23 protein-coding genes and 1 pseudogene are annotated in these 25,908 nt (G+C 65.8%); 13 read left to right on the forward strand and 11 right to left on the reverse strand.

What is annotated here, in order from left to right; translation table 11 throughout:
* Positions 1–27 precede the first annotated feature (27 nt).
* Together OKW28_RS29460 and OKW28_RS29465 are read right to left on the reverse strand one after the other, a co-directional pair.
* The gene (locus OKW28_RS29460; protein ID WP_429363424.1) at positions 28–669 is read right to left on the reverse strand and encodes a CoA transferase subunit B; all 642 of its coding nucleotides are present in this window, start codon (positions 667–669) and stop codon (positions 28–30) included.
* A gap of 2 nt (positions 670–671) precedes the next feature.
* Complete coding sequence (locus OKW28_RS29465; RefSeq protein WP_429450851.1) at positions 672–1,376, reverse strand: CoA transferase subunit A; 705 nt, start codon at positions 1,374–1,376, stop codon at positions 672–674.
* 219 nt (positions 1,377–1,595) lie between these two features.
* Between OKW28_RS29465 and OKW28_RS29470 the strand changes: the two genes are divergently transcribed.
* The gene (locus OKW28_RS29470) at positions 1,596–2,141 is read left to right on the forward strand and encodes a LuxR C-terminal-related transcriptional regulator (RefSeq protein ID WP_018421157.1); all 546 of its coding nucleotides are present in this window, start codon (positions 1,596–1,598) and stop codon (positions 2,139–2,141) included.
* A gap of 44 nt (positions 2,142–2,185) precedes the next feature.
* On the opposite strand, the gene OKW28_RS29475 is transcribed toward OKW28_RS29470, so the two are convergent.
* The gene (locus OKW28_RS29475) at positions 2,186–2,617 is read right to left on the reverse strand and encodes an acyl-CoA thioesterase (protein ID WP_429450852.1); all 432 of its coding nucleotides are present in this window, start codon (positions 2,615–2,617) and stop codon (positions 2,186–2,188) included.
* 56 nt (positions 2,618–2,673) lie between these two features.
* A pseudogene (locus OKW28_RS29480) lies at positions 2,674–3,451 on the reverse strand (SDR family oxidoreductase).
* Positions 3,452–3,637: 186 nt separating this feature from the next.
* Between OKW28_RS29480 and OKW28_RS29485 the strand changes: the two are divergent.
* The gene (locus tag OKW28_RS29485) at positions 3,638–5,311 is read left to right on the forward strand and encodes an electron transfer flavoprotein-ubiquinone oxidoreductase (protein ID WP_429450854.1); all 1,674 of its coding nucleotides are present in this window, start codon (positions 3,638–3,640) and stop codon (positions 5,309–5,311) included.
* A 175-nt stretch (positions 5,312–5,486) separates the two neighbouring features.
* On the opposite strand, the gene aroC is transcribed toward OKW28_RS29485, so the two are convergent.
* From aroC to OKW28_RS29500, 3 genes are all read right to left on the reverse strand, one after another.
* A complete protein-coding gene (aroC, locus tag OKW28_RS29490; protein ID WP_429450856.1) occupies positions 5,487–6,587 on the reverse strand; it encodes a chorismate synthase in 1,101 nt (366 codons plus the stop codon).
* 163 nt (positions 6,588–6,750) lie between these two features.
* Positions 6,751–8,688 (reverse strand): MFS transporter, encoded by a 1,938-nt coding sequence (locus OKW28_RS29495; protein ID WP_429450858.1) that lies wholly within the window; start codon positions 8,686–8,688, stop codon positions 6,751–6,753.
* Between the two features lie 202 nt (positions 8,689–8,890).
* Positions 8,891–9,358, reverse strand: a complete 468-nt coding sequence (locus tag OKW28_RS29500; RefSeq protein ID WP_018421164.1) for a CBS domain-containing protein — start codon at positions 9,356–9,358, stop codon at positions 8,891–8,893.
* Between the two features lie 272 nt (positions 9,359–9,630).
* On the opposite strand from OKW28_RS29500, the gene OKW28_RS29505 reads away from it, so the two are divergent.
* The 3 genes from OKW28_RS29505 (at position 9,631) to OKW28_RS29515 (ending at position 12,397) form a co-directional block, all read left to right on the forward strand.
* Positions 9,631–11,025 (forward strand): O-acetylhomoserine aminocarboxypropyltransferase, encoded by a 1,395-nt coding sequence (locus tag OKW28_RS29505; RefSeq protein WP_429450860.1) that lies wholly within the window; start codon positions 9,631–9,633, stop codon positions 11,023–11,025.
* Complete coding sequence (locus OKW28_RS29510) at positions 11,022–11,855, forward strand: alpha/beta fold hydrolase (protein ID WP_429450861.1); 834 nt, start codon at positions 11,022–11,024, stop codon at positions 11,853–11,855. The genes OKW28_RS29505 and OKW28_RS29510 overlap by 4 nt, the downstream gene beginning before the upstream one ends.
* Positions 11,856–12,076: 221 nt before the next feature.
* The gene (locus OKW28_RS29515) at positions 12,077–12,397 is read left to right on the forward strand and encodes an Mpo1-like protein (RefSeq protein WP_184006183.1); all 321 of its coding nucleotides are present in this window, start codon (positions 12,077–12,079) and stop codon (positions 12,395–12,397) included.
* 34 nt (positions 12,398–12,431) lie between these two features.
* On the opposite strand, the gene OKW28_RS29520 is transcribed toward OKW28_RS29515, so the two are convergent.
* Positions 12,432–13,745 carry a YihY family inner membrane protein gene (locus tag OKW28_RS29520; protein WP_429450863.1) on the reverse strand — a complete coding sequence of 438 codons (1,314 nt, stop codon included), beginning with the start codon at positions 13,743–13,745 and terminating at the stop codon, positions 12,432–12,434.
* A gap of 142 nt (positions 13,746–13,887) precedes the next feature.
* Here OKW28_RS29520 and wrbA point away from each other — a divergent pair, with 142 nt between their 5' ends.
* Genes wrbA through OKW28_RS29540 form a run of 4 tightly spaced genes read left to right on the forward strand, consistent with a single transcriptional unit; the run spans position 13,888 to position 17,380 of the window.
* Positions 13,888–14,490 carry an NAD(P)H:quinone oxidoreductase gene (gene wrbA / locus OKW28_RS29525; protein ID WP_429450865.1) on the forward strand — a complete coding sequence of 201 codons (603 nt, stop codon included), beginning with the start codon at positions 13,888–13,890 and terminating at the stop codon, positions 14,488–14,490.
* 10 nt (positions 14,491–14,500) lie between these two features.
* A complete protein-coding gene (locus OKW28_RS29530; RefSeq protein WP_429450867.1) occupies positions 14,501–15,070 on the forward strand; it encodes a DUF2069 domain-containing protein in 570 nt (189 codons plus the stop codon).
* A 32-nt stretch (positions 15,071–15,102) separates the two neighbouring features.
* Positions 15,103–16,521 (forward strand): FAD-binding oxidoreductase, encoded by a 1,419-nt coding sequence (locus OKW28_RS29535; RefSeq protein WP_429450869.1) that lies wholly within the window; start codon positions 15,103–15,105, stop codon positions 16,519–16,521.
* 52 nt (positions 16,522–16,573) lie between these two features.
* On the forward strand, positions 16,574–17,380 hold the full coding sequence (locus OKW28_RS29540) for a metallophosphoesterase (RefSeq protein ID WP_184021786.1): 807 nt from the start codon (positions 16,574–16,576) through the stop codon (positions 17,378–17,380).
* A 43-nt stretch (positions 17,381–17,423) separates the two neighbouring features.
* On the opposite strand, the gene OKW28_RS29545 is transcribed toward OKW28_RS29540, so the two are convergent.
* Both OKW28_RS29545 and OKW28_RS29550 read right to left on the reverse strand, forming a co-directional pair.
* Entirely contained in the window at positions 17,424–17,576 is a 153-nt protein-coding gene (locus OKW28_RS29545; protein WP_167544144.1) for a hypothetical protein, read from the reverse strand.
* A gap of 211 nt (positions 17,577–17,787) precedes the next feature.
* Positions 17,788–18,726 (reverse strand): LysR family transcriptional regulator, encoded by a 939-nt coding sequence (locus OKW28_RS29550; RefSeq protein ID WP_429450871.1) that lies wholly within the window; start codon positions 18,724–18,726, stop codon positions 17,788–17,790.
* A gap of 155 nt (positions 18,727–18,881) precedes the next feature.
* On the opposite strand from OKW28_RS29550, the gene OKW28_RS29555 reads away from it, so the two are divergent.
* From OKW28_RS29555 to OKW28_RS29570, 4 genes are read left to right on the forward strand one after another with little or no spacing between them, the layout of a single operon-like run.
* Complete coding sequence (locus tag OKW28_RS29555; RefSeq protein ID WP_429450873.1) at positions 18,882–20,498, forward strand: efflux transporter outer membrane subunit; 1,617 nt, start codon at positions 18,882–18,884, stop codon at positions 20,496–20,498.
* Between the two features lie 8 nt (positions 20,499–20,506).
* Positions 20,507–22,726 (forward strand): FUSC family protein, encoded by a 2,220-nt coding sequence (locus tag OKW28_RS29560; RefSeq protein WP_429450875.1) that lies wholly within the window; start codon positions 20,507–20,509, stop codon positions 22,724–22,726.
* Entirely contained in the window at positions 22,716–22,916 is a 201-nt protein-coding gene (locus OKW28_RS29565; protein ID WP_018421177.1) for a DUF1656 domain-containing protein, read from the forward strand. The genes OKW28_RS29560 and OKW28_RS29565 overlap by 11 nt, the downstream gene beginning before the upstream one ends.
* Before the next feature lie 13 nt (positions 22,917–22,929).
* Positions 22,930–23,823 carry an efflux RND transporter periplasmic adaptor subunit gene (locus OKW28_RS29570; protein WP_429293571.1) on the forward strand — a complete coding sequence of 298 codons (894 nt, stop codon included), beginning with the start codon at positions 22,930–22,932 and terminating at the stop codon, positions 23,821–23,823.
* Positions 23,824–23,838: 15 nt separating this feature from the next.
* On the opposite strand, the gene OKW28_RS29575 is transcribed toward OKW28_RS29570, so the two are convergent.
* Positions 23,839–25,440: a methyl-accepting chemotaxis protein gene (locus OKW28_RS29575; RefSeq protein ID WP_429450876.1), complete on the reverse strand. Its 1,602-nt coding sequence runs from the start codon at positions 25,438–25,440 to the stop codon at positions 23,839–23,841.
* Positions 25,441–25,908: the final 468 nt, after the last annotated feature.

Here is a 25,908-nt window from a genome sequence, read left to right on the forward strand (position 1 = left end):
ACGCGCGCAGCGGCGTTTCAACCCGCGTCAGCTCACCGCGCTCACATCGAGCGGTGCGCCGGTTTTCGCCTTGATTTCGTCGACGCTCACACCCGGCGCGAGTTCGGTCACTTTCAAGCCGTTTTCGGTCACTTCGATCACGCCGAGATCGGTGATGATCTCGTCGACCACACCCACGCCGGTCAGCGGCAGCGTGCATTCTTCGAGGATCTTGTGCTGGTCGCCCTTCGCGACATGCTCCATCAGCACGACCACTCGCTTGACGCCTGCGACCAGGTCCATCGCGCCGCCCATGCCCTTGATCATCTTGCCCGGGATCATCCAGTTCGCGAGATCGCCCTTCCTGCTGATCTGCATCGCACCGAGAATCGCGAGATTGATGTGGCCGCCGCGAATCATCGCGAACGAATCCGCCGAAGAGAAAATCGACGAACCGGGCAACGTCGTCACCGTTTGCTTGCCGGCGTTGATCAGGTCGGCGTCGACTTCGTCTTCGGTCGGCGACGGGCCGATACCGAGCAGACCGTTCTCCGACTGCAGCCACACTTCGACGCCCGTCGGCACGTGGTTCGCGACCAGCGTCGGCAAGCCGATGCCGAGGTTCACGTAAAAGCCGTCCTGCAGTTCCTTCGCCGCGCGCGCGGCCATTTCGTCACGAGTCCATGCCATGATCAGTCTCCTTTCGCGCGGACGACGCGTTGTTCGATGCGTTTTTCCGGATGCGCATTCAGCACGATGCGCTGCACGAAGATGCCAGGCGTATGGATCGCGTCCGGATCGAGCTCGCCCACTTCGACGATCTCTTCGACTTCCGCGACGGTGATGCGGCCCGCCATCGCGCACATCGGATTGAAGTTGCGCGCGGTGCGGCGATAGATCAGGTTGCCGGCCTTGTCGGCCTTCCATGCCTTGACGAGCGCGACATCGGCGGTCAGCGAATGTTCGAGCACGTAGTGGTTCTCGCCGAACTGGCGGGTTTCCTTGCCCTCGGCGATCTGCGTGCCGTAGCCGGTGTTCGTGAAAAACGCCGGGATGCCCGAGCCGCCCGCGCGCAGCTTCTCGGCGAGCGTGCCTTGCGGCGTGAATTCGAGCTCGAGTTCGCCGGCCAGGTACTGGCGCTCGAACTCCTTGTTTTCGCCGACGTACGACGAGATCATCTTTTTGATCTGACGCGTCTCGAGCAGCAGGCCGAGGCCGAAACCGTCGACGCCCGCGTTGTTGCTGATGCAGGTGATGCCCTGCACCTTCGAATCGCGCAGCGCACCGATCAGCGCCTCAGGAATGCCGCATAACCCGAAGCCGCCGACGGCGAACGTCTGCCCGTCCTTGACGATGTCCTTCAGCGCCTCGGCGGCGCCTGGATAGACCTTGTTCATCTGTATGTCCCTTCCTCTATGGAAACCCGAAACCTGTACGTGGTCCGCCGGATCATTGCGGCTGATATCGCAACGGGCGAACTTCACGTCGCCTCACGATACCGCTACGTCATTCTAGTCATCCGCGGCTTGAGCCGCGTTGTCATCCGCCCGAAAGAGTACGCTGGGCCCGCCATGCGGCACAATACGCAAAAATACATAAGTACTTGCCGCCCGCCCATGCCCGCCCTGGATTACCGCACTGCGTTTCACCTCGCGCCGATCGGACTCGTGCTGTCCCGCGAGCGGACCATCGAAGACTGCAACGACGAGCTAGCGTCGATATTCGGCTACGCGCGCGACGCGCTGATCGGTCAGTCGTTCCAGGTGTTGTATCCATCGGCGGATGAGTTCGAGCGGATCGGCGCGCGCATTCCGCCGATCATGACCGCGCAAGGCAGCTACGCGGACGACCGGATCATGAAGCGCGCGAACGGCGAGCTGTTCTGGTGTCACGTGACGGGCCGCGCGCAGCAGCGCACCGACCCGCACGCGGCGGGTGTCTGGACCTTCGAGGATTTGAGCGCAACCCGGCGGGTCGCGGTGGAACTGACGCCACGCGAGCGCGAAATCGCCGCGCAACTGGTGACGGGCAAGACCAGCAAGCAGATCGGCCGCGTGCTCGACATCAGCCCGCGCACGGTCGACGTCTACCGCGCGCGGCTCATGCGCAAATACGATACGGGCAATGCGACCGAGCTGTTGCAGCGGCTGCTCGGAGATTGAGAGAGGGCGTTTGAAGCGCGCGACAGCGCTGTCAAGCCGCGCGCTCAGGCCGCCTTGACGAGCGCCGCGCTCTCGATGGCCGCGCGCAGTACGTCAGGCACCGGCACCGACTTGCCCGCCGCGTAGTCGATCCACACGCATCGCGCGGCGCCTCGCGCATAGAGCGTATCCGGCTCATCGGCGCGCAGGAGCTCGAAAGCCGTATCGAAGCTGCTGCGCCCCGGTGTCGCCACCGACATCCGGCCGATCACGTCGCCCGGATAGTGCAGCTGCTTCAGAAACTCCATCGACGCATTGACGATCACCGGCCCCTGCCCGTCCGCGCGCTGGCCGACAAAGTCCATGTGCTCGAACCAGGAAATCCGCACCTGCTCCATGTAGCGGAAATAAACCGTGTTGTTGACGTGACCGAAGGCGTCCATGTCGCCCCAGCGGATCGGCATCGTCATTTCGAAAACTGCGTGAAAATCGCTCATTCTGTACTTCCGTTCTTCCTTTTTCTGCCTGATTGTTGAAACTTTGGACGACCCGCTCACGCGAGTCCGAAGCCGTCGTCGGCGACGATCACCGAGCCGTTGATGAACTGCGATTCATCCGCCGCGAGCAGCAGGAGCAGCCCATCGAGATCCTCCGGCTTGCCGACCCGATGACGCGGCAGCATCGCCACGAGTTTCTGGCCCTGATCGGTCGACCAGTGGTGATGGTTGATCTCGGTGTCGATATACCCGGGGCAGATCGCGTTCACATTGATGCCGTGCTTGCCCCACTCGAGCGCCATCGCCTTCGTCATGTGGACGACCGCGGCCTTGCTCATCGAATACAGGCCGATTTGCGGCAGCACGCGCAAGCCCGCCATCGACGCGATGTTGATGATCCGGTACGACGGCTTCTGCGCGTTGTTGCCGCGCATGATCATGCGCTTGGCGACTTCCTGCGCCACGAAAAACGCGCCGCGCGTATTCGTGTCGAACACGTATTCGAAGTCCGCCGGCGTGACCTCGGACAACTTCTGCGTGGTCGACACGCCCGAGTTGTTGACGAGGATATCGATGGTGCCGGCCTCGGTCTCCGCATGCGCGACCGCCGACTTGATGCTCTGATAGTCGGTCACGTCGAGCGACACGACGTGCGCGGCGCCGCCGGACGCCTCGATTTCCGCGCGCAGCTCCTTGAGCCGCTCGGTACGTCGGCTCGCCAGCACGACCTTCGCGCCGCGCCTGCGACAGCACCTGCGCGAAGCGCTTGCCCAGCCCGCTCGAGGCGCCCGTAATCAGCGCGACCTTGCCTTCCAGATTGATCGAACGGCCCATTGTCTTTCCTTGTTCGGTTGTGGTGACAACTGCGGTTGACGGGTTCGGTAGGACCCGACTAAGGGTCTATACCGTATCATGAAATAGTACGGTCGTGCTAATCTGTGGCTTTCAGGTTGCGGCGCGGGAATCGATCGCCCACAATACGAACCCGAAAAAAGCATTCTAACGGTAAGAGGAGCATCAATGACCCCCGCAAGTCTCATTGAGCAGTACGGCCCGCGCGAGTCGATGGAGTATGACGTCGTCATCGTCGGCGGTGGCCCTGCGGGCCTGTCGGCGGCCATTCGCCTGAAGCAGCGCGCCGCCGAACGAGGCGCTGACATTGGCGTGTGCGTACTCGAAAAAGGCTCTGAGATCGGGGCCCATATTCTGTCGGGCGCGGTGATGGACCCGCGCGCGCTGACCGAGCTGATCCCGGACTGGAAGGAAAAAGGCGCGCCGCTGACGGTCGACGTGACCGAAGACCGCTTCCTGTTCCTGTCGGAGACGGGCGCGAAGAGCGTGCCGACCTGGGCGCTGCCGGACAATTTCAAGAACCACGGCAACTACGTGATCAGCCTCGCGAACGTGACGCGCTGGCTGGGTCAGCAGGCCGAGGCGCTCGGCGTCGAGATATTCCCTGGCTTTCCGGCGGCCGAAGTGCTGTACAACGACGACGGCTCGGTCAAGGGCGTCGCGACCGGCAACCTCGGCATCGGCAAGGACGGCGAACCGACCGGGAACTTCCAGCTCGGCATGGAGTTGCACGCAAAGTACACGCTGTTCTGCGAAGGCGCGCGCGGCCACCTCGGCCGCCAGCTGAACGAGAAGTTCAAGCTGCGCGACGGCGTCGATCCGCAGGTGTACGGCATCGGTATCAAGGAGCTGTGGGAGATCGATCCCGCCAGGCACAAGCCGGGTCTGGTGATGCACACGGCCGGCTGGCCGCTCGAAAACGACACGTACGGCGGCTCGTTCCTCTACCACATGGACAACAACCAGGTCGTGGTCGGCTTCGTGGTCGGCCTCGGCTATTCGAATCCGTATCTGTCGCCGTTCGAGGAATTCCAGCGCTACAAGACGCATCCGGCGATCCGCGCGATTCTCGAAGGCGGCAAGCGCGTGTCCTACGGCGCGCGCGCGATCACCGCGGGCGGCCTGATGTCGTTGCCGAAGCTGGTGTTCCCGGGCGGTGCGCTGGTCGGCGACGACGCGGGTTTCCTGAACGCGTCGCGCATCAAGGGTTCGCACGCCGCGATCAAGACCGGCATGCTCGCCGCCGATGCCGCGTTCGACGCCGTCCAGGCCGGCCGTCAGTCGGACGAACTGAGCGCCTACCCGGAAGCGTTCAAGACGTCGTGGCTCTACACCGAGCTGTATCGCGCGCGTAACTTCAAGCAGTGGATGAGCAAGGGTCTCTACCTCGGCACGCTGATGGTCGGTCTCGAGCAGAAGCTGCTTGGCGGCAACGTGCCGTGGACGCTGCATCATCAGCATTCCGATCATGAAATGCTGAAGCCGGCTTCTCAGTGCAAGCCGATCGCGTATCCGAAGCCGGACGGCAAGCTGACGTTCGACCGGCTGTCCTCGGTGTTCATCTCGAACACGAATCACGAGGAAAATCAGCCGGCGCACCTGACGCTGAAGGATCCGACCGTGCCGGTCAACGTGAACTGGCAGACCTACGCGGGACCGGAGGCGCGTTATTGCCCCGCTGCAGTGTACGAGTTCGTGAAGAACGACGATGGCAGCGAGCGGCTCGTCATCAATGCGCAGAACTGCGTGCACTGCAAGACCTGCGATATCAAGGACCCGACGCAGAATATCGTGTGGGTCACGCCGGAAGGCGGTGGCGGTCCGAACTATCCGAATATGTGATTGATGTGCCGTCTGCCTTTGCGGCGCTGCGCGATAACCGGCAGCGTCGCGTAGGCAAATTCCGATAGCGCGCTCGCGCTTTCGTCTGCGCGCATTCTTGCGCGTTTCGTTGGTCCCCTTCCCTATTCTTTTTTATGGCGGCTCGTTCGCCGCCAATCGCGGGACCGCGTCAGGGTTACGGCGCGCTCGCCGCGATCTTCGGCGTGCTCACGGCCACATCGCCGCATTGCGCGCGATGCCGCAGCGCGTGATCGATCAGCACGAGCGCAAGCATCGACTCGGCGATCGGCGTCGCACGAATGCCGACGCAGGGGTCGTGCCGCCCGAAGGTTTCGACGATCGCGGGGTTCCCCGCCTTGTCGATCGAACGGCGCGGCGTGCGAATGCTCGACGTCGGCTTGATCGCGATCGACACCGTGATGTCCTGCCCCGTCGAAATACCGCCGAGCACGCCGCCCGCGTGATTGCCGACGAAACCTTCCGGCGTCAGCTCGTCGCCATGCACCGAGCCGCGTTGCGCGACGCTCGCGAAGCCCGCGCCGATCTCGACACCCTTCACCGCGTTGATGCCCATCATCGCGTGCGCGATGTCGGCGTCGAGGCGGTCGAACAGCGGCTCGCCGAGGCCGACCGGCACGCCGGAGGCAACCACGTTGATGCGCGCGCCGATCGAATCACCGTCCTTGCGCAGCGCGTCCATATACGCCTCGAGCTGCGGAACGATCTCCGCATTCGGCGCGAAAAACGGGTTTTCGCGCACCTGCGCCCAATCGACGAACGGCACGTCGATCTGGCCGAGCGCGGCCATATAGCCGCGAATTTCGGTGCCGAACTTCTCGCGCAGCCACTTCTTCGCGACCGCGCCCGCCGCGACCGTCGGCGCCGTCAGCCGTGCCGACGAGCGGCCGCCACCGCGGTAATCGCGAATGCCGTACTTTTGCCAGTACGTGTAGTCGGCGTGGCCGGGGCGGAACGTTTCCGCGATGTTGCCGTAGTCCTTGCTGCGCTGGTCGGTATTGCGGATCAGCAGCGCAATTGGCGCGCCGGTGGTTTGACCTTCGAACACGCCCGAGAGGATCTCGACCTTGTCTTCTTCCTGGCGCTGCGTCACGTGGCGCGACGTGCCCGGCTTGCGGCGATCGAGTTCGAACTGGATGTCGGCTTCGTTGAGCGCCATGCCCGGCGGGCAGCCGTCGATCACGCAGCCGATAGCGGGGCCGTGCGATTCGCCGAAGGTCGTGACAGTGAAAAGCGTACCGAGCGTGTTGCCGGACATGAGCGTCGTCCAAAGAAATACGGGGAGACCCCCATTATGCCAGCCCGCTCGCTTCGAAGCCGGGCCTGGCGACGGCGATGGCCGATCGGCCAGGGCGCACTCGGCCGAAAGCGGGTGATGGTGGGCGAGCTCGCCATCTCGGCGTCCGCGCACCGGCCCACGACTATTTGCGGGCGCCGCGCAGATCGGTCACGATCCGCTGCAGTGTCTCCGGCGTCGCGAGCGCCGGGTCGATCGGCTCGCCGACGGCGAGGCTCAGCCGGCTCATCACACCTTTGCTGATCGGCCGCGGCCAGGTTGCGTCCACCGCGCGCGAAAACACGCTGCCCCACAGCCCGCGCAACGCCATCGGAATGACGGGCGCCGGCGTCCGCCTGACGATCTCGGCGACGCCGTGGCGAAACGGATTCAGCTCGCCGGTACGCGTCAGCTTCCCTTCGGGAAAGATGCAGACGAGTTCGCCGTCCGCGAGCGCCTGCGCGCACAGGTCGTACGCACGCGCGAGCAGCGCCGCGTCCTGATGCGCGGACGCGATCGGAATCGCCTTCGCGTGCCGGAACAGCCAGCCGACGAACGGCGAGCGGAAGATCTGGTGGTCCATCACGAAGCGGATCGGCCGCGGGCTTTCGGCCATGATGACGATCGCATCGACGAAACTGACGTGGTTGCACACGAGCACCGCCGCGCCCTGCTCCGGAATCCGCTCCGCGTGCACGAGCCGGATCCGGTAGAACGTATGCACGAGCAGCCACGCGATGAAGCGCAGCAGGAACTCGGGCACGAGCGAATAGATGTAGCCCGCGACGACCACATTAAGAAGCGCGGTGACGAGGAAGATCGCCGGAATACTGAAGCCCGCGGCGGTCAGGCCCACCGCCATCAGCGCCGACACGATCATGAACAGCGAATTGAGGATGTTGTTCGCGGCGATGATGCGCGCGCGATGGCTCGGCTGACTACGACTCTGGATCAGCGCATACAGCGGCACGCTGTAAAAGCCGCCGAACATCGCGAGCAGGAACAGATCGGCGAGCACGCGCCAATGCGCTAGCCGCGCGAGAAATTCGCCAACGCTGAGCAGATGCCCCGCCGGCGGCAGCGCGTGGCTCGCGAAAAAAAGATCGATCGCGAACACGCTCATGCCAATCGAGCCGAGCGGCACGAGGCCGACTTCGATCCGCCGCTTCGAGAGCCGTTCGCACAACAGCGAGCCGATGCCGATGCCGATCGAAAACGTGGCGAGCAGCACGGTCACGACGTCGGGATCGGCGGACAGCACGTCCTTCGCGAAGTTGAAGAACGACGCGAGGAACGTCGCGCCGACGAACCACAGCCACGAAATGCCGAGCAGACCAAGAAACACCGTGCGGTTTTCGTGCGCGAGCTTCAGATTGCGCCACGTTTCGCTGACCGGGTTCCAGTTGATGCGCAACCCGGGCTGCGGCGCGGGCGTAGCCGGCACGAAGCCCGACACGGCGCGCCCGATCAGCGCGATCGCGATACACGCGCAAGCGAGCACCACCGCGCCATGCTCGGCGAACCCCGCGCCCGCGCCGCCGACGATCGTGCCGATCAGGATCGCGACGAAAGTGCCCATCTCGACCATGCCGTTGCCGCCGACCAGCTCCGCCTGCGACAGATGCTGCGGCAGATACGAGTACTTGACCGGCCCGAATACCGTCGAATGCACGCCCATCAGGAAAGTGCACAGGTACAGCAACGGCGCGCCATGCAGCCAGAACCCCGCGCCGCCGACCAGCATCACCGCGATCTCGAAAGTCTTGACGAGGCGCGTGAGCAACGCTTTGTCGTACTTGTCCGCGATCTGGCCGGAAGTGGCCGAAAACAGCACGAAAGGCAGAATGAAAATCGCGGAGATCAGGAACGCAGCGGTTTTCGGGTCGACGCCCGAAAACCGCGCCGCCTGATACGTGACGAGCGACGTGAAGCCGATCTTGAACACGTTGTCGTTCATCGCGCCGAGAAACTGTGTCCAGAAGAACGGCGCGAAGCGGCGCTGGCCGAGCAGGCGGAACTGGGATTCGTGCGCTTCGTGCGCGCGAGCGGCGCGGCGGGCGGCGGGCAACGGACGATCGTTCATGAAGTCAGGAGAACGGCGCGGAAAAATGGCGATGAAGCGGGCGGCACGGCCGGCAAGCGGATCGCCGCGACTCGCGCACGCGGCTCCCGCAATCCGCCCGCACCAGTTCCAGACACAAAAAAAGCGCCCGCTTGCGCGCGCGCCCTGTCGGCGGGTTCGCGCTCGCGGCGACGGCCGGAGCGCGACCTTCGAGCCACGCGCATCAACGCGCCGGCTGCTGGTCCTGTCCTTCCTGCTCTTCCGGCCAGTCGCGGATATAGGCCTTCAGCATTCGGTTCTCGAACCCCTGCTCCTCGACCACCGCCTTCGCGACGTCGTAAAACGAGATGACGCCCATCAGCGTGCGACTTTCCATGACGGGCAGATAGCGCACGTGATGCTCGAGCATCATGCGGCGCACTTCGTTGACGTCGGTTTCGGGCGTGCAGGTGAGCGGATGGTCGTCCATCACCTTGCGGATCGTCGAGGTGCCGACGCTGCCGCCGTTCTCGCTCAAGGTCAGAATGATTTCGCGAAACGTCAGCATGCCGACGAGGTCGCCGTACTCCATCACGACGAGCGAGCCGATGTCGTGCTCGGCCATGGTATTGACGGCGTCATGCAGCGTGGTATCCGGCGTGACCGTAAAAAGGGTATTGCCCTTGACTTTAAGAATGTCGCTGACTCGCATGATCTATCTCCTGATACCGCCAATCTTGCAGTGCATGAAATGTTTTTTCGATCCTATCGGAAAGGCCCATAAAAGGAAAGCGGCCCGCCAGCCAAGGCGCGGCGGGCTTCGGAGACTCGAATTCGTCTGACTTCCAGCTTGCGAGCATGCCCCGCTCCCGGCACGAGCCGCACGAACCCGCGGGAAAACCGCGCTTGAAGCGGCGCGCGCCAATGGTAGGATGGCCGCCCACCCCGATCTTTCGCGAGGCCGCTCGCGGCCCGCCGCCCACGATGTCCGCCAACCGTTTCGATACGCTTGCGCTGCACGCCGGCGCTGCCCCCGACCCTGCCACCGGCGCGCGCGCGACGCCGATCTACCAGACCACGTCGTTTTCGTTCCGCGACTCGGATCATGCCGCCGCGCTGTTCAACATGGAGCGCGCCGGCCACGTCTACTCGCGCATCTCGAATCCGACCGTCGCCGTGTTCGAGGAGCGCGTCGCCGCGCTCGAAAACGGCGCCGGCGCGATCGGCACCGCGAGCGGCCAGGCCGCGCTGCATCTGGCGATCGCGACGCTGATGGGCGCGGGTTCGCACATCGTCGCGTCGAGCGCCCTGTACGGCGGCTCGCACAATCTGCTGCATTACACGCTGCGACGCTTCGGTATTGAGACGACCTTCGTCAAGCCCGGCGACCTCGACGCGTGGCGCGCCGCGCTGCGCCCCAACACGCGCCTGCTATTCGGCGAAACGCTCGGCAATCCGGGCCTCGACGTGCTCGACATCGCCGCGCTCGCACAGATCGCGCACGCGCACCGCCTGCCGTTGCTGGTCGACTCGACCTTCACGACGCCCTACCTGCTGCGCCCCTTCGAGCACGGCGCCGACCTCGTCTACCACTCGGCGACCAAGTTTCTCGGCGGCCACGGCACGACGATCGGCGGGGTGCTGGTCGACGGCGGCACGTTCGACTTCGAGGCTTCCGGCCGCTTTCCCGAATTCACCGAGCCGTACGACGGTTTCCACGGCATGGTATTCGCCGAGGAAAGCACCGTCGCGCCGTTTCTGCTGCGCGCGCGTCGGGAAGGCTTGCGCGACTTCGGCGCGTGCCTGCATCCGCAGGCCGCGTGGCAGCTGCTGCAAGGCATCGAGACACTGCCGTTGCGCATGGAGCGTCACGTCGTCAACACACGGCGCGTGGTCGAGTTTCTCGCCGGTCATGCGGCGGTCGAATCGGTCGCCTATCCCGAGTTGCCGACGCATCCCGACCACGCGCTCTCCAGGCGGCTGCTACCGCGCGGCGCCGGCGCCGTGTTCAGCTTCAACCTGCGCGGCGACCGCGCGGCCGGGCGCGCCTTCATCGAAGCGCTCACGCTCTTCTCGCACCTCGCGAACGTCGGCGACGCGCGCTCGCTGGTGATTCACCCGGCATCGACGACGCACTTCCGCATGGATGCCGCCGCGCTCGCCGCGGCCGGTATCACCGAAGGCACGATCCGTCTGTCGATCGGGCTCGAAGATCCGGATGACCTGATCGACGATCTCAAGGGCGCGCTGAAGGCCGCGCAAAAAACCGCGCAACCGGCGAGCGGCGGTCGTACCGCAACGCCGAGCAGCGCCTCACAACAGACCGCCACTGCCGCGCCCGCCGCCACGAGCACCCCCGCCCGCCCGGAGTCCGCATGATCGTCACCGTTCAAGGCAAACCGGCCTACGCCTACACCGGCGGCAAACCCTTCGACGCGAGCCTGCCAACCGCCGTGTTCATCCACGGTGCCGAGCACGATCACAGCGTGTGGGCGCTGCAAAGCCGCTACTTCGCGCATCACGGCTTCGGCGTGCTCGCGGTCGATCTGCCGGGCCACCGACGCAGCGCCGGCCCCGCGCTCGCCAGCATCGCCGCGCTGGCCGACTGGCTCGCCGCGTTGCTCGACGCCGTGGGCGTCACGCGTGCGTTCGTCGCCGGTCACAGCATGGGCTCGCTGATCGCGCTCGACTTCGCCGGCCGCTATCCGCAGCGCGCAACGCATCTTGCGCTGCTCGCCACCGCGCTGCCGATGACGGTCTCCGACGCGCTGCTCGACGCCGCGCTCAATCGCGAGCCCGAGGCAATCGGCATGGTCAACCAGTGGTCGCATTCGACGCTCGCCGCGAAGCCCTCGTGCCCCGGCCCCGGTTTCTGGCTGCACGGCATGAACCAGCGGCTGATGGAGCACGTGTCCGCCAGCGGCGAGCCGCATCTGTTCCACACCGACTTCACCGCCTGCCATACCTATGCGGACGGCCACGCTCGTGCGGCGCAGGTGCGTTGCGCCACGCGCCTGATCGTTGGCCGGCGCGATGCGATGACGCCGCCGCGCGCGGCGAAAGCGCTTGCCGATGCGCTCGCGCAGGCGGGCACGCCGGTCGACACCGTCAGGCTCGATGCGGGCCACGCGTTGATGACCGAGCAACCCGACGCGACGCTCGATGCGCTGTACGACTTCGCTTCGCGGCCGCCGCACAAAGCGGGCTGAAGGGGCGCGCGATGGCCGCTCGCCGCGCGCCTCGGTGCTCCGCGGGCGGCCGTCGGGAATGCCGTCGGGAATGCCGTTGCGAATCGCCACCGAATCACTACCGAACGACCACGATACCCACGCCGAACCCGCCGCGCCATCTGCCGAATGGCCAGGTTGCGCCAGGCAGGCGATCGCCGGAGAATGATCGAAGCTGTCTTTTTCAGCCTCCGGAGGCCGTCATGGCTCATACAGCACATACCGATCACTTCGCGAACTTCGCGGAGTTTTATCCGTACTACCTGAGCGAGCATCGCAATCTCGTGTCGCGGCGGCTGCATTTCGTCGGCTCGCTCGGCGTCATTGGCTGCCTCGCGATGGCGCTCGCCACCGGCGACTGGCTATGGTTGCCGGCGGCCGTGGTGTGCGGCTACGGCTTTGCGTGGGTCGGCCATTTCTTCTTCGAAAAGAACCGGCCTGCCACCTTCCGTCATCCGTTTTACAGCCTGATGGGCGACTGGGTGATGTTCAAGGACATCTGCGTGGGGAAGATTTCGTTGTAGTTTTATCGGGGCGGCCCGAAGTCTGGCCACCCTATCACGCTGCCTGGTGCGGCATCGAAGCCGCCGCGCGCTCGCCATCGCCGGGTCGCGCCGCCCGTGCCGCCGCGCGCGAGGTGAGCAACGCGGCGAGCGTCACCTTCAGCTGGTCGCTGTCGAGCGCGGCGAGCAGCATGCCGCCGTCCACGCGCGTGGAGTCGAGTTCGAGCTGATACGTAAGCTCCGCGCGGTCGATCACGAACAGGTCGTACAGCCGCTGCACGGTCACCTGCGCCGGGTTCGCGAGGAGCACGAAGTGGGGGCCGGTATGGTCCTCCTCCAGCCGCGCGATCCACTCGATCTCCTCGAGACGCTGCAACAGCATCAGCGTCGTATCCTTGTCGCGGCGAAGCATCCGGGCAAGCTCGGGCATCGTGTAGCCGCGTCTGCCGCCCTCACGCGCTTCGCACAGCCGCGCGAGCAATTCGAGCGAATCGAACAGATTGCTGCCATAGAACACGGGGCGGTGAAACTGACCGATGCGAATCGCCGGCAACGCCGATGCGATCATCGCGCCGGTCAGCGTGATGAACCAGCACAGGTACATCCACACCAGGAACAGCGGCACCGCTGCGAACGCGCCGTACACCGCCGTATAGGTCGGAATACGGCGCACGTAGTAGCCGAAGCCGCGCTTGGCGAGCTCGAACGCGACCGCGGCGATCACGCCGCCGACCACCGCGTCGCGCCATTCGACACGGCAGTTCGGCAGATAAACGTAAAGGATCGTGAACGCGAGCATCGTGAACGGCAGCGAGGCGCTCGCGAGCGCCCATTCGATCAGCGGTGTGATGCGCTGCGCGGCGCTAAACGACATCGATTGCGTGAACACATACGACGAGATGGACAGGCTCACGCCGATCAGGATCGGACCGAGCGTGATGATCGCCCAGTACACGAGAATGCGCTGCGCGACGGGCCGCGCCTTGCGCACGCGCCAGATCACATTGAACGCGGACTCGACGGTCATCATCGTCATCACCGCGGTGACGAACAGGATGATCATGCCGATCGTGGTCAGCCCTTTGGCCTTCGATGCGAACTGGTTCAGATACTTGAAGATCTGATCGTTCAGTTGCGCGGGCATCAGGTGGTCGGCAAGAAAAAACTGCAGCGACGCCTGGAACGAGCTGAAGATCGGAAACGCGGTGAACAGCGCAAACGCGACGGTGGCGAGCGGCACGAGCGCGAGCAACGTCGTGAACGTCAGGCTGCCCGCGACCTGCGGAATCCGGTCTTCGCCGATGCGTTGCGCCGCGAATTGCGCGAGCCGTTTGAGCGTGTCGAGATCGAAACGCACCCTAACCAACAAACCTGCCTCCTTGCTTGCCGAACCGTCAGACCGGGCCTGCGGGAACTCCGCGCGGCGTTTGGCCGAAGCTCCTGGCCGAACGGCTATGAGCGGCCTGTGCAACTGACCGAACCCCTATAATACCCGTTCAATGATGAGGCCTATGAAAGACATTCTCGTGCTTTATTACAGCCGTCACGGCGCCACCCGCGAGCTTGCGCTGGCGATCGCGCACGGCGTCGACAGCGTCCCCGGCATGCAGGCGCGCGTGCGCACCGTGCCGGCGGTTTCCACGGTTTGCGAGGCGAGCGAGCCGGACATTCCCACCGAAGGACCACCGTACGTCGAGCTGCGCGACCTCGAAGAATGCACGGGCCTCGCGCTCGGTTCGCCGACCCGCTTCGGCAACATGGCGGCCGCGCTCAAATACTTTCTCGACGGCACCACGCCGCAGTGGCTATCCGGTGCACTGTCGGGCAAGCCGGCCTGCGTGTTCACGTCGACCGGCAGCCTGCACGGCGGCCAGGAATCCACGCTGCTGTCGATGATGCTGCCGCTGCTCCATCACGGCATGCTGATCGTCGGCATTCCATACACGGAGAGCGCGCTGTCCACCACGCAGACCGGCGGCACGCCGTACGGCGCGTCGCATTACGCGCGCGCGGGCACGACCGGCCATGGCATCTCCGCCGACGAACGGACGCTGGCGATTGCGCTTGGTGCGCGCGTTGCGCGCACGGCGGCGTCGATGTCCGAAAGGCCGTGAGCGTAAAGCCGTGAACGAACCGGATCCGCAACCCACCGAACGCGACGACGCCCGTCGTGACGCGGGTGGCGCTGAACTCGCGGCCACGAACTCCGGGGGCCACGCGAACGCGGCGCCCGCAAGCCTCGCGGCCAACGCGCCGGCATCTACAACCGTCGTGCCCGTGCAACCCAAAGCTGCCGCCGCGCTCGTCGCCGCTTTCACACTGGTCTCGATGATCGTGCTTGCCGTCGCATGGGAATGGTGGCTCGCGCCGTTGCGCTCTGGCGGCTCGCTGCTCGTGCTGAAAGCGTTGCCGCTACTCTCCGCGTTGCCGGGCGTGTGGCGACGTCGGCTTTACACGATGCAATGGGCGTCGATGCTGATCCTGCTGTATTTCGCCGAAGGCGTCGTGCGTGGCTGGAGCGATCATGGCTTGAGCGCGCGGCTCGGCTGGCTTCAAGCGGCGCTCGCCATGATCTTCTTCACCTGCGCACTCGCGTATGTCGGACCGTTCAAGCGCGCGGCGAAACGAGCCGCGAAGCAGGCTGCAAAGCAGGCTACAAAGCAAGCCGCCAGCGAACCGACCCCGCCCGCCTGACGCCCAGGCCCCAACACCGTCAACCGATCTATATGACCCACACCGCTTTTCTCGCCGCCTGCCGCGACGCCATCGGCGCGACTTACGTACTGACCGATCCGCACGACACCGCTCCCTTTCTGACCGACTGGCGCCGCCGCTACACCGGCGCGGCCTGCGCGGTGTTGTGCCCGGCCACGTCCGCGGAAGCCGCCGCGCTCGTCAGGCTTGCGGTCGAACATTGCGTCGCGCTGGTGCCGCAGGGCGGCAATACCGGCCTCGCGGGCGGCGCGACACCCGACGCGAGCGGCGCGCAGGCGGTCATCAGCCTGCGCCGCCTGAATCGCGTGCGCGACATCGATCCGCACAACAACACGATCACGGTCGAAGCCGGCGTGATCCTCGCCGACGTGCAGAAGCACGCCGAAGCAGCCGGGCGTCTGTTTCCGCTGAGCCTCGCCGCCGAAGGCAGCTGCACGATCGGCGGCAATCTGTCGACCAATGCGGGCGGCACCGGCGTGCTGCGCTATGGCAACACGCGCGAGCTATGCCTCGGCCTCGAAGTGGTGACGCCGCAAGGCGAACTGTGGGACGGCCTGCGCGGGCTGCGCAAGGACAACACCGGCTACGATCTGCGCGACCTGTTCATCGGCGCGGAAGGCACGCTCGGCCTGATCACCGCGGCGGTGCTCAAGCTGCATCCGCAGCCGGCCGCGCGCGTCACCGCGCTCGCCGCGCTCGCGTCGCCGCATGCGACGCTCGATTTTCTCGCGCTCACGCAACGCGTCGCCGGGCCGCTCCTGACCGGCTTCGAACTGATGTCGGATTTCTGCCTGCGCCTCGTCGGCCGGCATTTCGAGCAGATGCGTTATCCGTTCGCCGAACCACATGCGCAGGTCGTGCTGCTCGAACTGTCGGACAGCGAAAGCGAAGTGCACGCGCGCACGCTGTTCGAGGGGCTGATGGAAACCGCGCTCGAACAAGGTCTCGTGGAAGACGCCGTGGTGGCGGAAAACCTCGCGCAGTCTCGAGCGTTCTGGAATCTGCGCGAGCACATTCCGCTCGCCCAGGCCGCGGAGGGCCTGAACATCAAGCACGACATCGCGGTGCCGATTTCACGCGTCGGCCACTTCATCGAAGCGACCGATGCGGCAATCGCGCAAGCCGCGCCGGGCGCGCGCATGGTCACGTTCGGCCATCTCGGCGACGGCAATCTGCACTACAACGTGCAGGCGCCCGAGGGCGTCGATGCGAAGGCGTTTCTGCGGCAGTACCAGAGCCCGATCAACCGGATCGTCTACGACAGCGTCGATGCGCATCGCGGCAGCATCAGCGCGGAACACGGACTCGGCCAGTTGAAGATCGACGAAGCCGCCCGCTACAAGCAGGACGTCGAGGTGCGGATGATGCGCGCGATCAAGCAGGCGCTCGATCCGCTGAACCTGATGAATCCGGGCAAGGTGCTACGCTAGTGTCTGAAGCCTGCGCGATCCGGCGTGCAGGCGTTTTGCAGGAGTCGCGTCCGTGAAGATTCGCGTGCTGTCCGATCTGCATCTGGAAAACGACGAGCCTGAACTGATCCCGCATGCGCAGGCGGATCTCGTGGTGCTGGCGGGCGACATCCACAATCATGCGGCCGGCCCGCGCTGGGCCGCGCAGGCGTTCGACGACGCGGTGCCGGTCGTCTACGTGCCGGGCAATCACGAGTACTACGACGGTGAATTCGGCGCGCTGGAGAGCGCGATGCTCGACGCGGCCGCGCAGGTCGACAACGTGCATGTGCTGAACAACGCCGCGCTGGTCGACAGCCAGGGCCGCTGGCGCGTGCTCGGCACGACGTTGTGGACCGACTTCGCGCTGTATGGCGCGACGCCGGATGCAATCGAGGAATCGATCGTCGCCGCGCGCCGGGTCATGCTCGACTATCGCGGGCTGATCCAGATGAACTGGCCGCACGACCCGCGCGACGCCGCGCGCGACTTCACGCCCGCCGATTCGCTCGCGCTGCACCAGCATGCGCGCGCGTGGCTCGAAAGCGAGCTTGCCAAACCGTTCGCCGGCCAAACGATCGTGGTCACGCATCACGCGCCGCATCGGCTGAGCCTGGCCGGGCGTTTTGCCGAAGACCGCGTGTCGGCGGGCTTCGTCAACCATCTGCCCGAGCTCGTGCGCGCGCCTGTCGCATTGTGGATTCATGGCCACACGCATACGTCGTTCGACTACGTGGTGGACGGCACCCGCGTCGTGTGCAATCCGCGCGGCTATTTCGACCGGCGCACGCGCCAGTGGGAAAATCCGCTGTTTGCGTGGGACAAGGTCGTCGAGATCTAGCGCGTGCTAGCGGGCCTCTTGCATCAGATCAACCCGCCGCCGCTCACCGCTCGCGCCGCGGCGCATCCTGTGACTCGACCTCGACCGGCACGAGCTGCGGCTGCTGTTCGCGCATGCGGCGCAGCAGATCGCGCGACGCGGCGACGCCGATCAGTCCAAACATGACGGCCAAGCCGATCATCAGGTGCGTATCCATGGATGTGTCGTCCTTCAGTGGTTGCGAGGCGCCGAACGGCGGCGAATCCAGCGCGTCCGGCCAGAGCGGCGATGCGTGAACGACACGTTAACAAATCGACTGCGCGGCAGAAGTAAAGAAATGTTGCGACGTGGCGCGTGTGTAACAGGCTGTCACGCCGCGTGCCCACTCCGCGTGCCGCTCGAACGTCAATGCATGACGAGCAGACCGTTCAGGTCCGCGCGAACTGCCGCAACTCCTCCTGATCCGCCGCCAGCGTCGAAGGCAACTCGTCGCGCAGGAATTCAACCCACGTGCGGATCTTCGCATCGAGATACTGCCGCGACGGATACAGCGCATACAGATTCATCTGCTGCGACGTGTACTCGGGCATCAGCCACAGCAGTTCGCCGCTGCGCAAACGGCTGATCGCCGAGTAGATCGGAATCAGCGCTACGCCCATGCCCTGGGCGACGGCCACGACCATCGCCTCGGCCACGTTCACCTGGAACGTCGCCGCGCCGAGCGAGACGGTTTCCTCGCCGTTCGGGCCGTCGAAGGTCCATTTGTCCGGCGGATTCACCGGCGTCACCATCTGCAGGCAGGCGTGCTGCGCGAGGTCCGCAGGCGTTTGCGGCACGCCGCGCCGTTCGAGGTACGCCGGCGACGCGCATGCAATGCTGAACGCGCTGCCAAGGCGCTGCGACACGAGCCCCGAATCCGGCAGGCCGGTCGCGAGCGTCAGGGAGACGTCGAAGCCTTCGTCGAGCAGATCAGGCATGCGCTGCGCGAGCGTCAGTTCGATATGCACGTCCGGGTAGCGCTGCTGGTAACGGCCCACGGCCGGCACCACGTAGTGCTGGCCGAAGCTCGTCATCGCGTGAACCTTCAGCTTGCCGGACGGACGCGCGTGCGCGTCGCTCGCCTCGGCCTCCGCCTGATCCACGTACGCGAGAATCTGCTCGCAGCGCTGCAGATAGCGCTCGCCAGCTTCAGTCAGCGCGATGCGGCGCGTGGTCCGGTTCAAAAGCCGTGTGCGCAGATGCGCTTCCAGATCGGAAACCGCGCGCGACGCATAGGCCGTCGTCGTATTCAGATGCTGCGCGGCGCCCGTGAAGCTGCCCGCTTCGACGACGCGGACGAAAACGCGCATGTTTTGAAGCGTGTCCATACCTATCCTCAGAAATCGGCAGCGATTGTTACACGAACAGCAATGGCGATTATCTCATGTCGGGTAAAAATGCCTTGCATCTTTACCGGTTATTCCGCAATCGATCAAAAAATATAATTGCACACAAGCTTCTATAGTCAAATTTGGAGGAAATCGTGCAGTCCCCGGTACCCAAAGGGATCGCCGCAGTCGCGGTTCTTACGATCCTATTAACAATCGCCGGATGCGCAAGTACCGGAGGCGTCGCGCCGCAAACGCACACGATCAATCCTGCGTCGCTCGATGCGGGCAACGCAATCCGCGCCGCCAACGCCGATGCGCAGTGGCCCGCCGCCGACTGGTGGCGCGCCTATGACGATCCGCAGCTGGACCGGTGGATCGCGGACGCGCAAGCCGGCAATCCCAGTCTCGCGGTCGCCCAGGCGCGCGTGCGCGAAGCGGCGTCGATGGCCGGCGTCGCGCGTGCGGCGCTCGCGCCGCAAGTCAACGGCAGCCTGTCGATCCAGCGCCAGCAGTGGGCCGACAACGTGTTCTACGGTCCGGGGCCGCTCGCCGGCGAGCAGTCGTGGAACAACACCGGCACGCTCGGCCTCGCGTATCACCTCGATTTCTGGGGCAAGGACAAGAACGCCGCCGAGCGCGCGCTCGACCTCGCGCACGCCAGCGCCGCCGACGCGCGCGCCGCTCAGCTCGAACTGCAGGCGAACGTCGTGCGCACCTATATCGAGATGTCGCTGAACTACGCGTTGCTCGACATCGCGAAGGCCACGCTGCAGCAACAGCAGCAGATCGTCGACCTCGCGAACCGGCGCCTGAAGGGCGGCATCGGCACGCAGCTCGAAGTGAGCCAGGCCGAGACGCCGATGCCCGAGTACGAGCGCCAGATCGACGCGATCGAGGAGAAGATCGCGCTCGGCCGCAATCAGTTGGCCGCGCTCGCGGGCAAGGGTCCGGGCGCCGGCGACGCGATCCAGCGCCCGGCGCTGTCCCTCGCCGCGCCCGCTGGTCTGCCGGCCGCGCTGCCCGCGGATCTGATCGGCCACCGGCCCGACGTGGTCGCGGCACGCTGGACGGTCGCCGCGCAGGCGCGCGGCATCGACGTCGCCAAGGCCGGGTTCTATCCGGACATCAACCTGCTCGCGTCGATCGGCGGCTATGCGGCGATGGGGCCGCTGTTCCAGTTCCTGAAGAGTCCGTCGCATAGCTGGAGCGTGGGTCCCGCGCTGACGCTGCCGATCTTCGACGGCGGCCGGCTGCGCTCGCAGCTCGGCGCGGCGTCGGCGGGCTACGACGAGGCCATCGAGCGCTACAACCAGTCGATCGTGGGCGCGCTGAAGGACATCTCCGACCAGGTGATTCGCATCCGTTCGCTGACCACCCAGGCCGACGACGCCGACCGCTCGGTCGCCGCCGCGCGCAGGAACTACGAGCTGTCGCGCGAAGGCTACCGGCGCGGCTTGACCGACTATCTGAACGTGCTGGTCGCGCAAAACCAGTTGCTGCGCGCGCAGGAAGGCGTCGCCAAAGTGCAGGCCGAGCGGCTCGGCGCGCATGCGTCGTTGATGACGGCGCTCGGCGGCGGTCTCGACGATCCGGCCAACGGTCCGCGGGATAACGAAACGTTGCCGGCGCATGGCAAGGGCAGCGGCGAGAGCAAGAGCGGCGCGGCGAGTAGCGACACGGCAACAGCAGATGCCAACGCCAGGACCAACGCCGCCATCACCGCCGCCACCACCGCCTCGCGCGCCCCGAACGCGCCCGCGTCCGAGTAAGGAAGGCCATGTCCTCCTCGCCCTCCCCGTCGAGCGCGCGCCCCGCCTCGTTCGCCGCGCTCTACGAAGCCGCCGCCCACTGGGCGCGCACCGACGGCCTCGTATGGATCTATCTGTTCAAGTCGCTCGCCGCGTGCTTCCTCGCGCTCGGCATCGCGATGAAGCTCGATCTGCCGCAGCCGCGCACCGCGATGACCACCGTGTTCATCGTGATGCAGCCGCAAAGCGGCGCAGTGTTCGCGAAGAGCTTCTACCGGATCTGCGGCACGCTGGTCGGTCTCGTCGTGATGCTCGCGCTGATCGGACTGTTCGCGCAGCAGCCCGAGCTGTTCCTCGTCACGACCGCGATCTGGGTCGGCATCTGCACCGCCGGCGCCGCGCGCAATCGCAACTTCCGTTCGTACGGCTTCGTGCTGGCGGGCTACACGGCCGCGCTGATCGGCATCCCCGCTTCGCAGCATCCGGACGGCGCGTTCCTGAGCGCGCTCACGCGGGTCGCGGAAGTGGTGATCGGCATCATCTGCGCGGGCGCGGTCAGCGGCCTCGTGTTTCCGCAGTTCGCCGGCCTGCAGATGCGCGGCACCGTGCGTGCGCGCTTCTCGGCGTTCGTCGAGTACGTGTCGGCGTCGCTTGCCGGGCGCAACGACCGCGCCCAGACCGAGGCGACCAATGCGCGCTTCGTCGCCGACATCGTCGGCTTCGAGGCCGCGCGCAGCATCGCCGTGTTCGAAGGCCCCGATTCGAGGATGCGCGGCGGGCGCCTCGCGCGTCTGAACAGCGAGTTCATGACCGCGTCGACGCGCTTTCACGCGCTGCATCAGCTGATGAACCGTCTGCGCGACAGCGGCACGCACGGCGCGGCGATCGCAATCGCCGCGCTCGAACCGTACTTCAACCAGATCGCGCCGTTGCTCGCGAAGTCGGGCGAGCCGGTGCTGAGCGCGGCCGACGCCGCGCACGCCGCGGCCCAGCTCGACACCTACAGAAGCGAGTTGCCCAAACGCGTGCGCGCGACGCGCGGCGAGCTCGAAACGTACCCCGACGCGCCGTTGCTCGATTTCGACACGGGCGCCGAGCTGCTGTACCGCTTCATCGACGACCTGCATGCGTACGCGGCGACCTACGCGTCGCTCGCCGTCGACACGCACGCGCGCGAACGCTGGATCGAGCGCTACGAGCCGAAAACCAACGCGATCGCGGCCGGCGTCGCGGGCCTGCGCGCGGCCATCGTGATGATGGTGCTCGGGGCGTTCTGGATCGCCACCGCGTGGCCGAGCGGCTCGACATTGACGTTGGACGCGGCGGCCGTGTGCGCGCTCGCGTCGGCGTCGCCGGATCCGAAGCGCACCGCGTTCCAGATGGCCGGCGGCACCGTGCTCGCGACGCTGATGGGCATGATCGCGGTGTTCGGCGTGTATCCGCACATCGACGGCTTCGTGATGCTGTGCGTCGCGCTCACGCCGTTCCTGCTGCTCGGCGTGTTGATGACCACGCGTCCGACGCTCGCGGGCTACGGCGTCGGCTACTGCATCTTCTTCTGCTTCCTCGCCGGCCCCGACAACGTGGTTCACTACGACCCGAGCGCGTTCATGAACGACGCGCTCGCGCTGGTGCTGTCGATGCTGGTGTCGTCGATCGCGTTCGCGGTGCTGCTGCCGCCGTCGACGCCGTGGCTGCGCAACCGCCTGCTCGTCGACCTGCGGCGCCAGGTGGTGCTGGCCGGCCGCGCGGGTCTGGCACGCGTGCGCTCGCGCTTCGAAAGCGGCGCGCGCGATCTGATGTTCCAGATCAACGCGCTGTCGCAGAACGAGCCCGAAACGAAGCGCGACACGCTGCGCTGGCTGTTTTCGGTGTTGGAGGTCGGCAACGCGGTGATCGACCTGCGCCGCGAAATCGCGACGCTGCCCAACGAGCCGCGCTACCACAAAGCGGCACCGTGGCGCGTCGCGCTGCGCGCGCTGCGCGATGCGCTCGCGGCGCTGTTCGAGCGGCCGCGGCGGCAGCACTTCGCGCGCGCGCTCGCGGCGACCGCCGATGCGATCGCGCAAGTGCAGCAGCTAATGGCCGACTTCACGCCATCGCGTGAAGAACGCCATCAGCTATTGCGCATCCTCAGTCAACTGCATTTCATCCGTACCGCGCTGCTCGATCCGCAGTCGCCGCTTGCCTCGGCGATCGGCGCGCGCGCGGACGCATCAGAAGAAAAAGGAGTTCCTCATGCCGCGTGATATCGCCGTGCTCGATGCCTATGTGCCGGCCATTGTGCTGCTGTTCATCGCGGGCGCCGCGCTGACCTGGCTCGTCGATCGCGTGATCGCCTATACGGGCCTCTATCGCGTGGTGTGGCACCCCTCCCTGTTCCGGGCCAGCTTGCTCGTGTCCGTGTGCGGCCTTCTCGGCCTCGCCGTTTATCGTTGATCAGAGTCGAAACATGACCATCCGAAATCTTGTGGGCTTCATCGCGACAGCCGTCATTTTCATCGTCGCGATCGTGATTGGCCGCGTGCTGTGGGTCCACTACATGGACGAACCGTGGACCCGCGACGGCCGCGTGCGCGCCGAGATCGTCAACGTCGCGCCGGACGTGTCGGGGGCGATCGTCGATCTGCCGGTCAAGGACAACCAGTTCGTGAAGAAGGGCGACCTGCTGATGCAGATCGATCCGTCGCATTACCAGATCGCGGTCGAGCAGGCGCAGGCCGCCGTTGCCGCGCGCAAGGCCGAATTGCAGATGAAGCGCGATGACGCGCAACGGCGTGCCGACATGGATTCGCAGGTGGTGTCGAAGGAAAGCCGCGAAAACGCGACGCATACCGCGTCCGCCGCCGATGCCGCCTATCAGCAGGCACTCGCCGCGCTCGACGCCGCGAAGCTGAACCTCGAGCGCACGCGCGTGGTGTCGCCGGTCGACGGTTACGTGACGAACCTCTCCGTGTTCCGCGGTGACTATGCGAGCGCGGGCGCGGCGAAGCTCGCGATCGTCGATAGTCACTCGTTCTGGGTGTATGGCTACTTCGAGGAAACCAAGCTTCCGCACGTGCGCGTCGGCGATCAGGCCGAAGTGCGGCTGATGAGCGGCGGCACGCTGCAAGGCCACGTGGAGAGCATCTCGCGCGGCATCTACGACCGCGACAATCCGCAAAGCCACGAACTGCTCGCGGACGTGAATCCGACCTTCAACTGGGTGCGCCTCGCGCAGCGCGTGCCGGTGCGCGTGCGGATCGACTCGGTGCCGCCCGACGTGATGCTGGCGGCGGGCACGACCTGCACGGTGGTGGTGCGGCCGGGGACAGGCTCCGGCTCCTCGTTGGCCAACGCGAGCTGACGCCCGCGCCGCCTTTTATAGCCTGAACTGCCCCACCATCGCCTTCAGCCCGCGCGCCTGATCGTCGAGCGAGCGGGCCGCGGCGGTGGCCTCCTCCACCAGCGCGGCGTTCTGCTGCGTGCCCGAGTCCATCTGCGTGACCGCGAGACTGATCGCCTCGATACCGGCGCTCTGCTCGGACGACGCCGCCGAAATCTCGCCCATGATGTCGGTCACGCGCTTCACCGCCTTCACGACTTCGTCCATCGTCTGACCAGCGTCCGCGGCGAGCGTCGAGCCGTTGCTCACGCGCTCGACCGAAGTCTGGATCAAGCCCTTGATCTCCTTCGCGGCCGCCGCGCTGCGCTGCGCGAGATTGCGCACTTCCGCCGCGACCACCGAAAAGCCGCGCCCCTCCTCGCCCGCGCGCGCCGCCTCGACGGCCGCGTTCAACGCGAGGATGTTGGTCTGGAACGCGATCCCCTCGATCACACCGATGATGTCGCCGATGCTGCGCGAGCTGTCGTTGATGTCGTTCATCGTCGCGACCACGCGGCTCACGACCGCGCCGCCCTGCTCGGCGATCGCCGACGCGTTGTTCGCGAGCGTGCTCGCCTGCTTTGCGTTGTCGGCGTTCTGACGCACCGTCGAGGTCAGCTGCTCCATGCTGCTCGCGGTGCGCTCGAGCGCGAGCGCCTGCTGCTCGGTACGCTGCGACAGATCGAGATTGCCCATCGAAATCTGCCCGGACGCGGTCGCAATCGCATCGGCGCTCGACGCGATGTCGGCAACCGTCGTCGCGAGTCCGCTTTGCATGTCGGACAGCGCGAACAGCATGCTCGCACGGTCCTTGCCGCCGAGCGCGATGCGGTTCGACAGATCGCCCGCGGCGATGCGGCGCGCGATCTCCGTGGCGTACGCGGGCTCGCCGCCGAGCTGCGCGGTGAGCCGCCGCACGACCCACGCGGCGATGCCGAACGCGAGCACGATCAGCGCGAGCGTCATCACCGCGATCATCACGAACGACGAGTGATAGATGAAGCCGGACGCGTCGATTGTCGCCTTCGCGGCCGTGCCGCGCTGCGCGACGAGTTCGTCGACGAGCTTTTCGAGCTTGCCGGTTTCGACGAGCAGCGACACGTCCTGCGTGCCGACCTGCCAGTTCATCTGCGACAGATCGAGCGGCTGCGCTTTCACGAGCGTGACGAAGTCGCGCAGATGACTGCTCCATGCCGCGACCGCCGCGGCGAACGCCTTCTGCACGCCGACCGCCTTCGCGTCCGACTTATCGACGTACTGCTGGAGCGTGCGCAGTTGCTCGTTGAGACCCGCGAGGCCGCGCTCGATGTCGGCCCCGAGTTCGTCGCGCTCCTTCGCCGTGGTCGCGGTGAGCAGCATCTTTTGCGCGCGGCTCGCGCGCAGCATGTGGCCGCGCGCTTCCTCGGCGGCGCGGCTCGCGACGTGGCCCTGGTCGTAGATCGATTGCGCGGACGCGTTCAGCCGGCCGATCTGCAGCAGCGAAAACACGCCGATCAGCAGCGTGCCGGCGAGCAGAATCGCAAACGCGATCCGCAGCGTCGCCTTGACCGACAGGCCGTTGAACTTCGTTGCCGCTGCGCTGTGTGCCACTGCTTTCATAATCCCCGTCCCCACATGTCGACGCGCCGGACGGTCGGTTCCGGCATCACCACTTATCTCTCCGGGTCTACGGCAGCCTGCCCCGCGATCTTGAATTTCGCTTGTGCAGGCCGCGGCGGGTCGTGCGCCGCTTGCCGTTCCCGGCTCCATGTTCGACGCGCCGCTTCGTGAGCCGCGCAATCGCGAGCGCTTTATACCGTGGCCAAAAACTCGCCAAAAAAAGTTTCTTCAGGCAAAGAGCTGACGATTCGTCCTTTCACCGTCGAATGAAAGTCATCCGCCCCCTTGTCCGATTCGCGACAAAACTTGTCCTTACAATTCGCTCCGGCCACATTAAACTTCGGCTAAATATTCAAAACGGCGGTTGCCGCGACGAAACGCCGCAGTGCTTCGCGGAACGCGCCTACGAGGCGTGCTGCCCGCACAGGTTTTCGGTGCCGATCTTTCATTCCACCGTTTTCCCGATCT

Source organism: Paraburkholderia sp. 40, from assembly GCF_050434105.1.
GTDB lineage: Bacteria > Pseudomonadota > Gammaproteobacteria > Burkholderiales > Burkholderiaceae > Paraburkholderia > Paraburkholderia tuberum.

Bases quoted from the DNA above. Each gene is read 5' to 3' on its own strand.
- OKW28_RS29475 (WP_429450852.1), bottom strand. From the start codon at position 2,617: ATGAGCGATTTTCACGCAGTTTTCGAAATGACGATGCCGATCCGCTGG.
- OKW28_RS29565 (WP_018421177.1), top strand. From the start codon at position 22,716: ATGCCGCGTGATATCGCCGTGCTCGATGCCTATGTGCCGGCCATTGTG.
- OKW28_RS29505 (WP_429450860.1), top strand. From the start codon at position 9,631: ATGTCCGCCAACCGTTTCGATACGCTTGCGCTGCACGCCGGCGCTGCC.
- OKW28_RS29460 (WP_429363424.1), bottom strand. From the start codon at position 669: ATGGCATGGACTCGTGACGAAATGGCCGCGCGCGCGGCGAAGGAACTG.
- OKW28_RS29495 (WP_429450858.1), bottom strand. From the start codon at position 8,688: ATGAACGATCGTCCGTTGCCCGCCGCCCGCCGCGCCGCTCGCGCGCAC.
- OKW28_RS29545 (WP_167544144.1), bottom strand. From the start codon at position 17,576: ATGGATACGCACCTGATGATCGGCTTGGCCGTCATGTTTGGACTGATC.
- OKW28_RS29575 (WP_429450876.1), bottom strand. From the start codon at position 25,440: ATGAAAGCAGTGGCACACAGCGCAGCGGCAACGAAGTTCAACGGCCTG.
- OKW28_RS29465 (WP_429450851.1), bottom strand. From the start codon at position 1,376: ATGAACAAGGTCTATCCAGGCGCCGCCGAGGCGCTGAAGGACATCGTC.
- OKW28_RS29500 (WP_018421164.1), bottom strand. From the start codon at position 9,358: ATGCGAGTCAGCGACATTCTTAAAGTCAAGGGCAATACCCTTTTTACG.
- OKW28_RS29560 (WP_429450875.1), top strand. From the start codon at position 20,507: ATGTCCTCCTCGCCCTCCCCGTCGAGCGCGCGCCCCGCCTCGTTCGCC.
- OKW28_RS29570 (WP_429293571.1), top strand. From the start codon at position 22,930: ATGACCATCCGAAATCTTGTGGGCTTCATCGCGACAGCCGTCATTTTC.
- aroC (WP_429450856.1), bottom strand. From the start codon at position 6,587: ATGTCCGGCAACACGCTCGGTACGCTTTTCACTGTCACGACCTTCGGC.
- OKW28_RS29515 (WP_184006183.1), top strand. From the start codon at position 12,077: ATGGCTCATACAGCACATACCGATCACTTCGCGAACTTCGCGGAGTTT.
- OKW28_RS29535 (WP_429450869.1), top strand. From the start codon at position 15,103: ATGACCCACACCGCTTTTCTCGCCGCCTGCCGCGACGCCATCGGCGCG.
- OKW28_RS29470 (WP_018421157.1), top strand. From the start codon at position 1,596: ATGCCCGCCCTGGATTACCGCACTGCGTTTCACCTCGCGCCGATCGGA.
- OKW28_RS29485 (WP_429450854.1), top strand. From the start codon at position 3,638: ATGACCCCCGCAAGTCTCATTGAGCAGTACGGCCCGCGCGAGTCGATG.
- OKW28_RS29510 (WP_429450861.1), top strand. From the start codon at position 11,022: ATGATCGTCACCGTTCAAGGCAAACCGGCCTACGCCTACACCGGCGGC.
- OKW28_RS29550 (WP_429450871.1), bottom strand. From the start codon at position 18,726: ATGGACACGCTTCAAAACATGCGCGTTTTCGTCCGCGTCGTCGAAGCG.
- wrbA (WP_429450865.1), top strand. From the start codon at position 13,888: ATGAAAGACATTCTCGTGCTTTATTACAGCCGTCACGGCGCCACCCGC.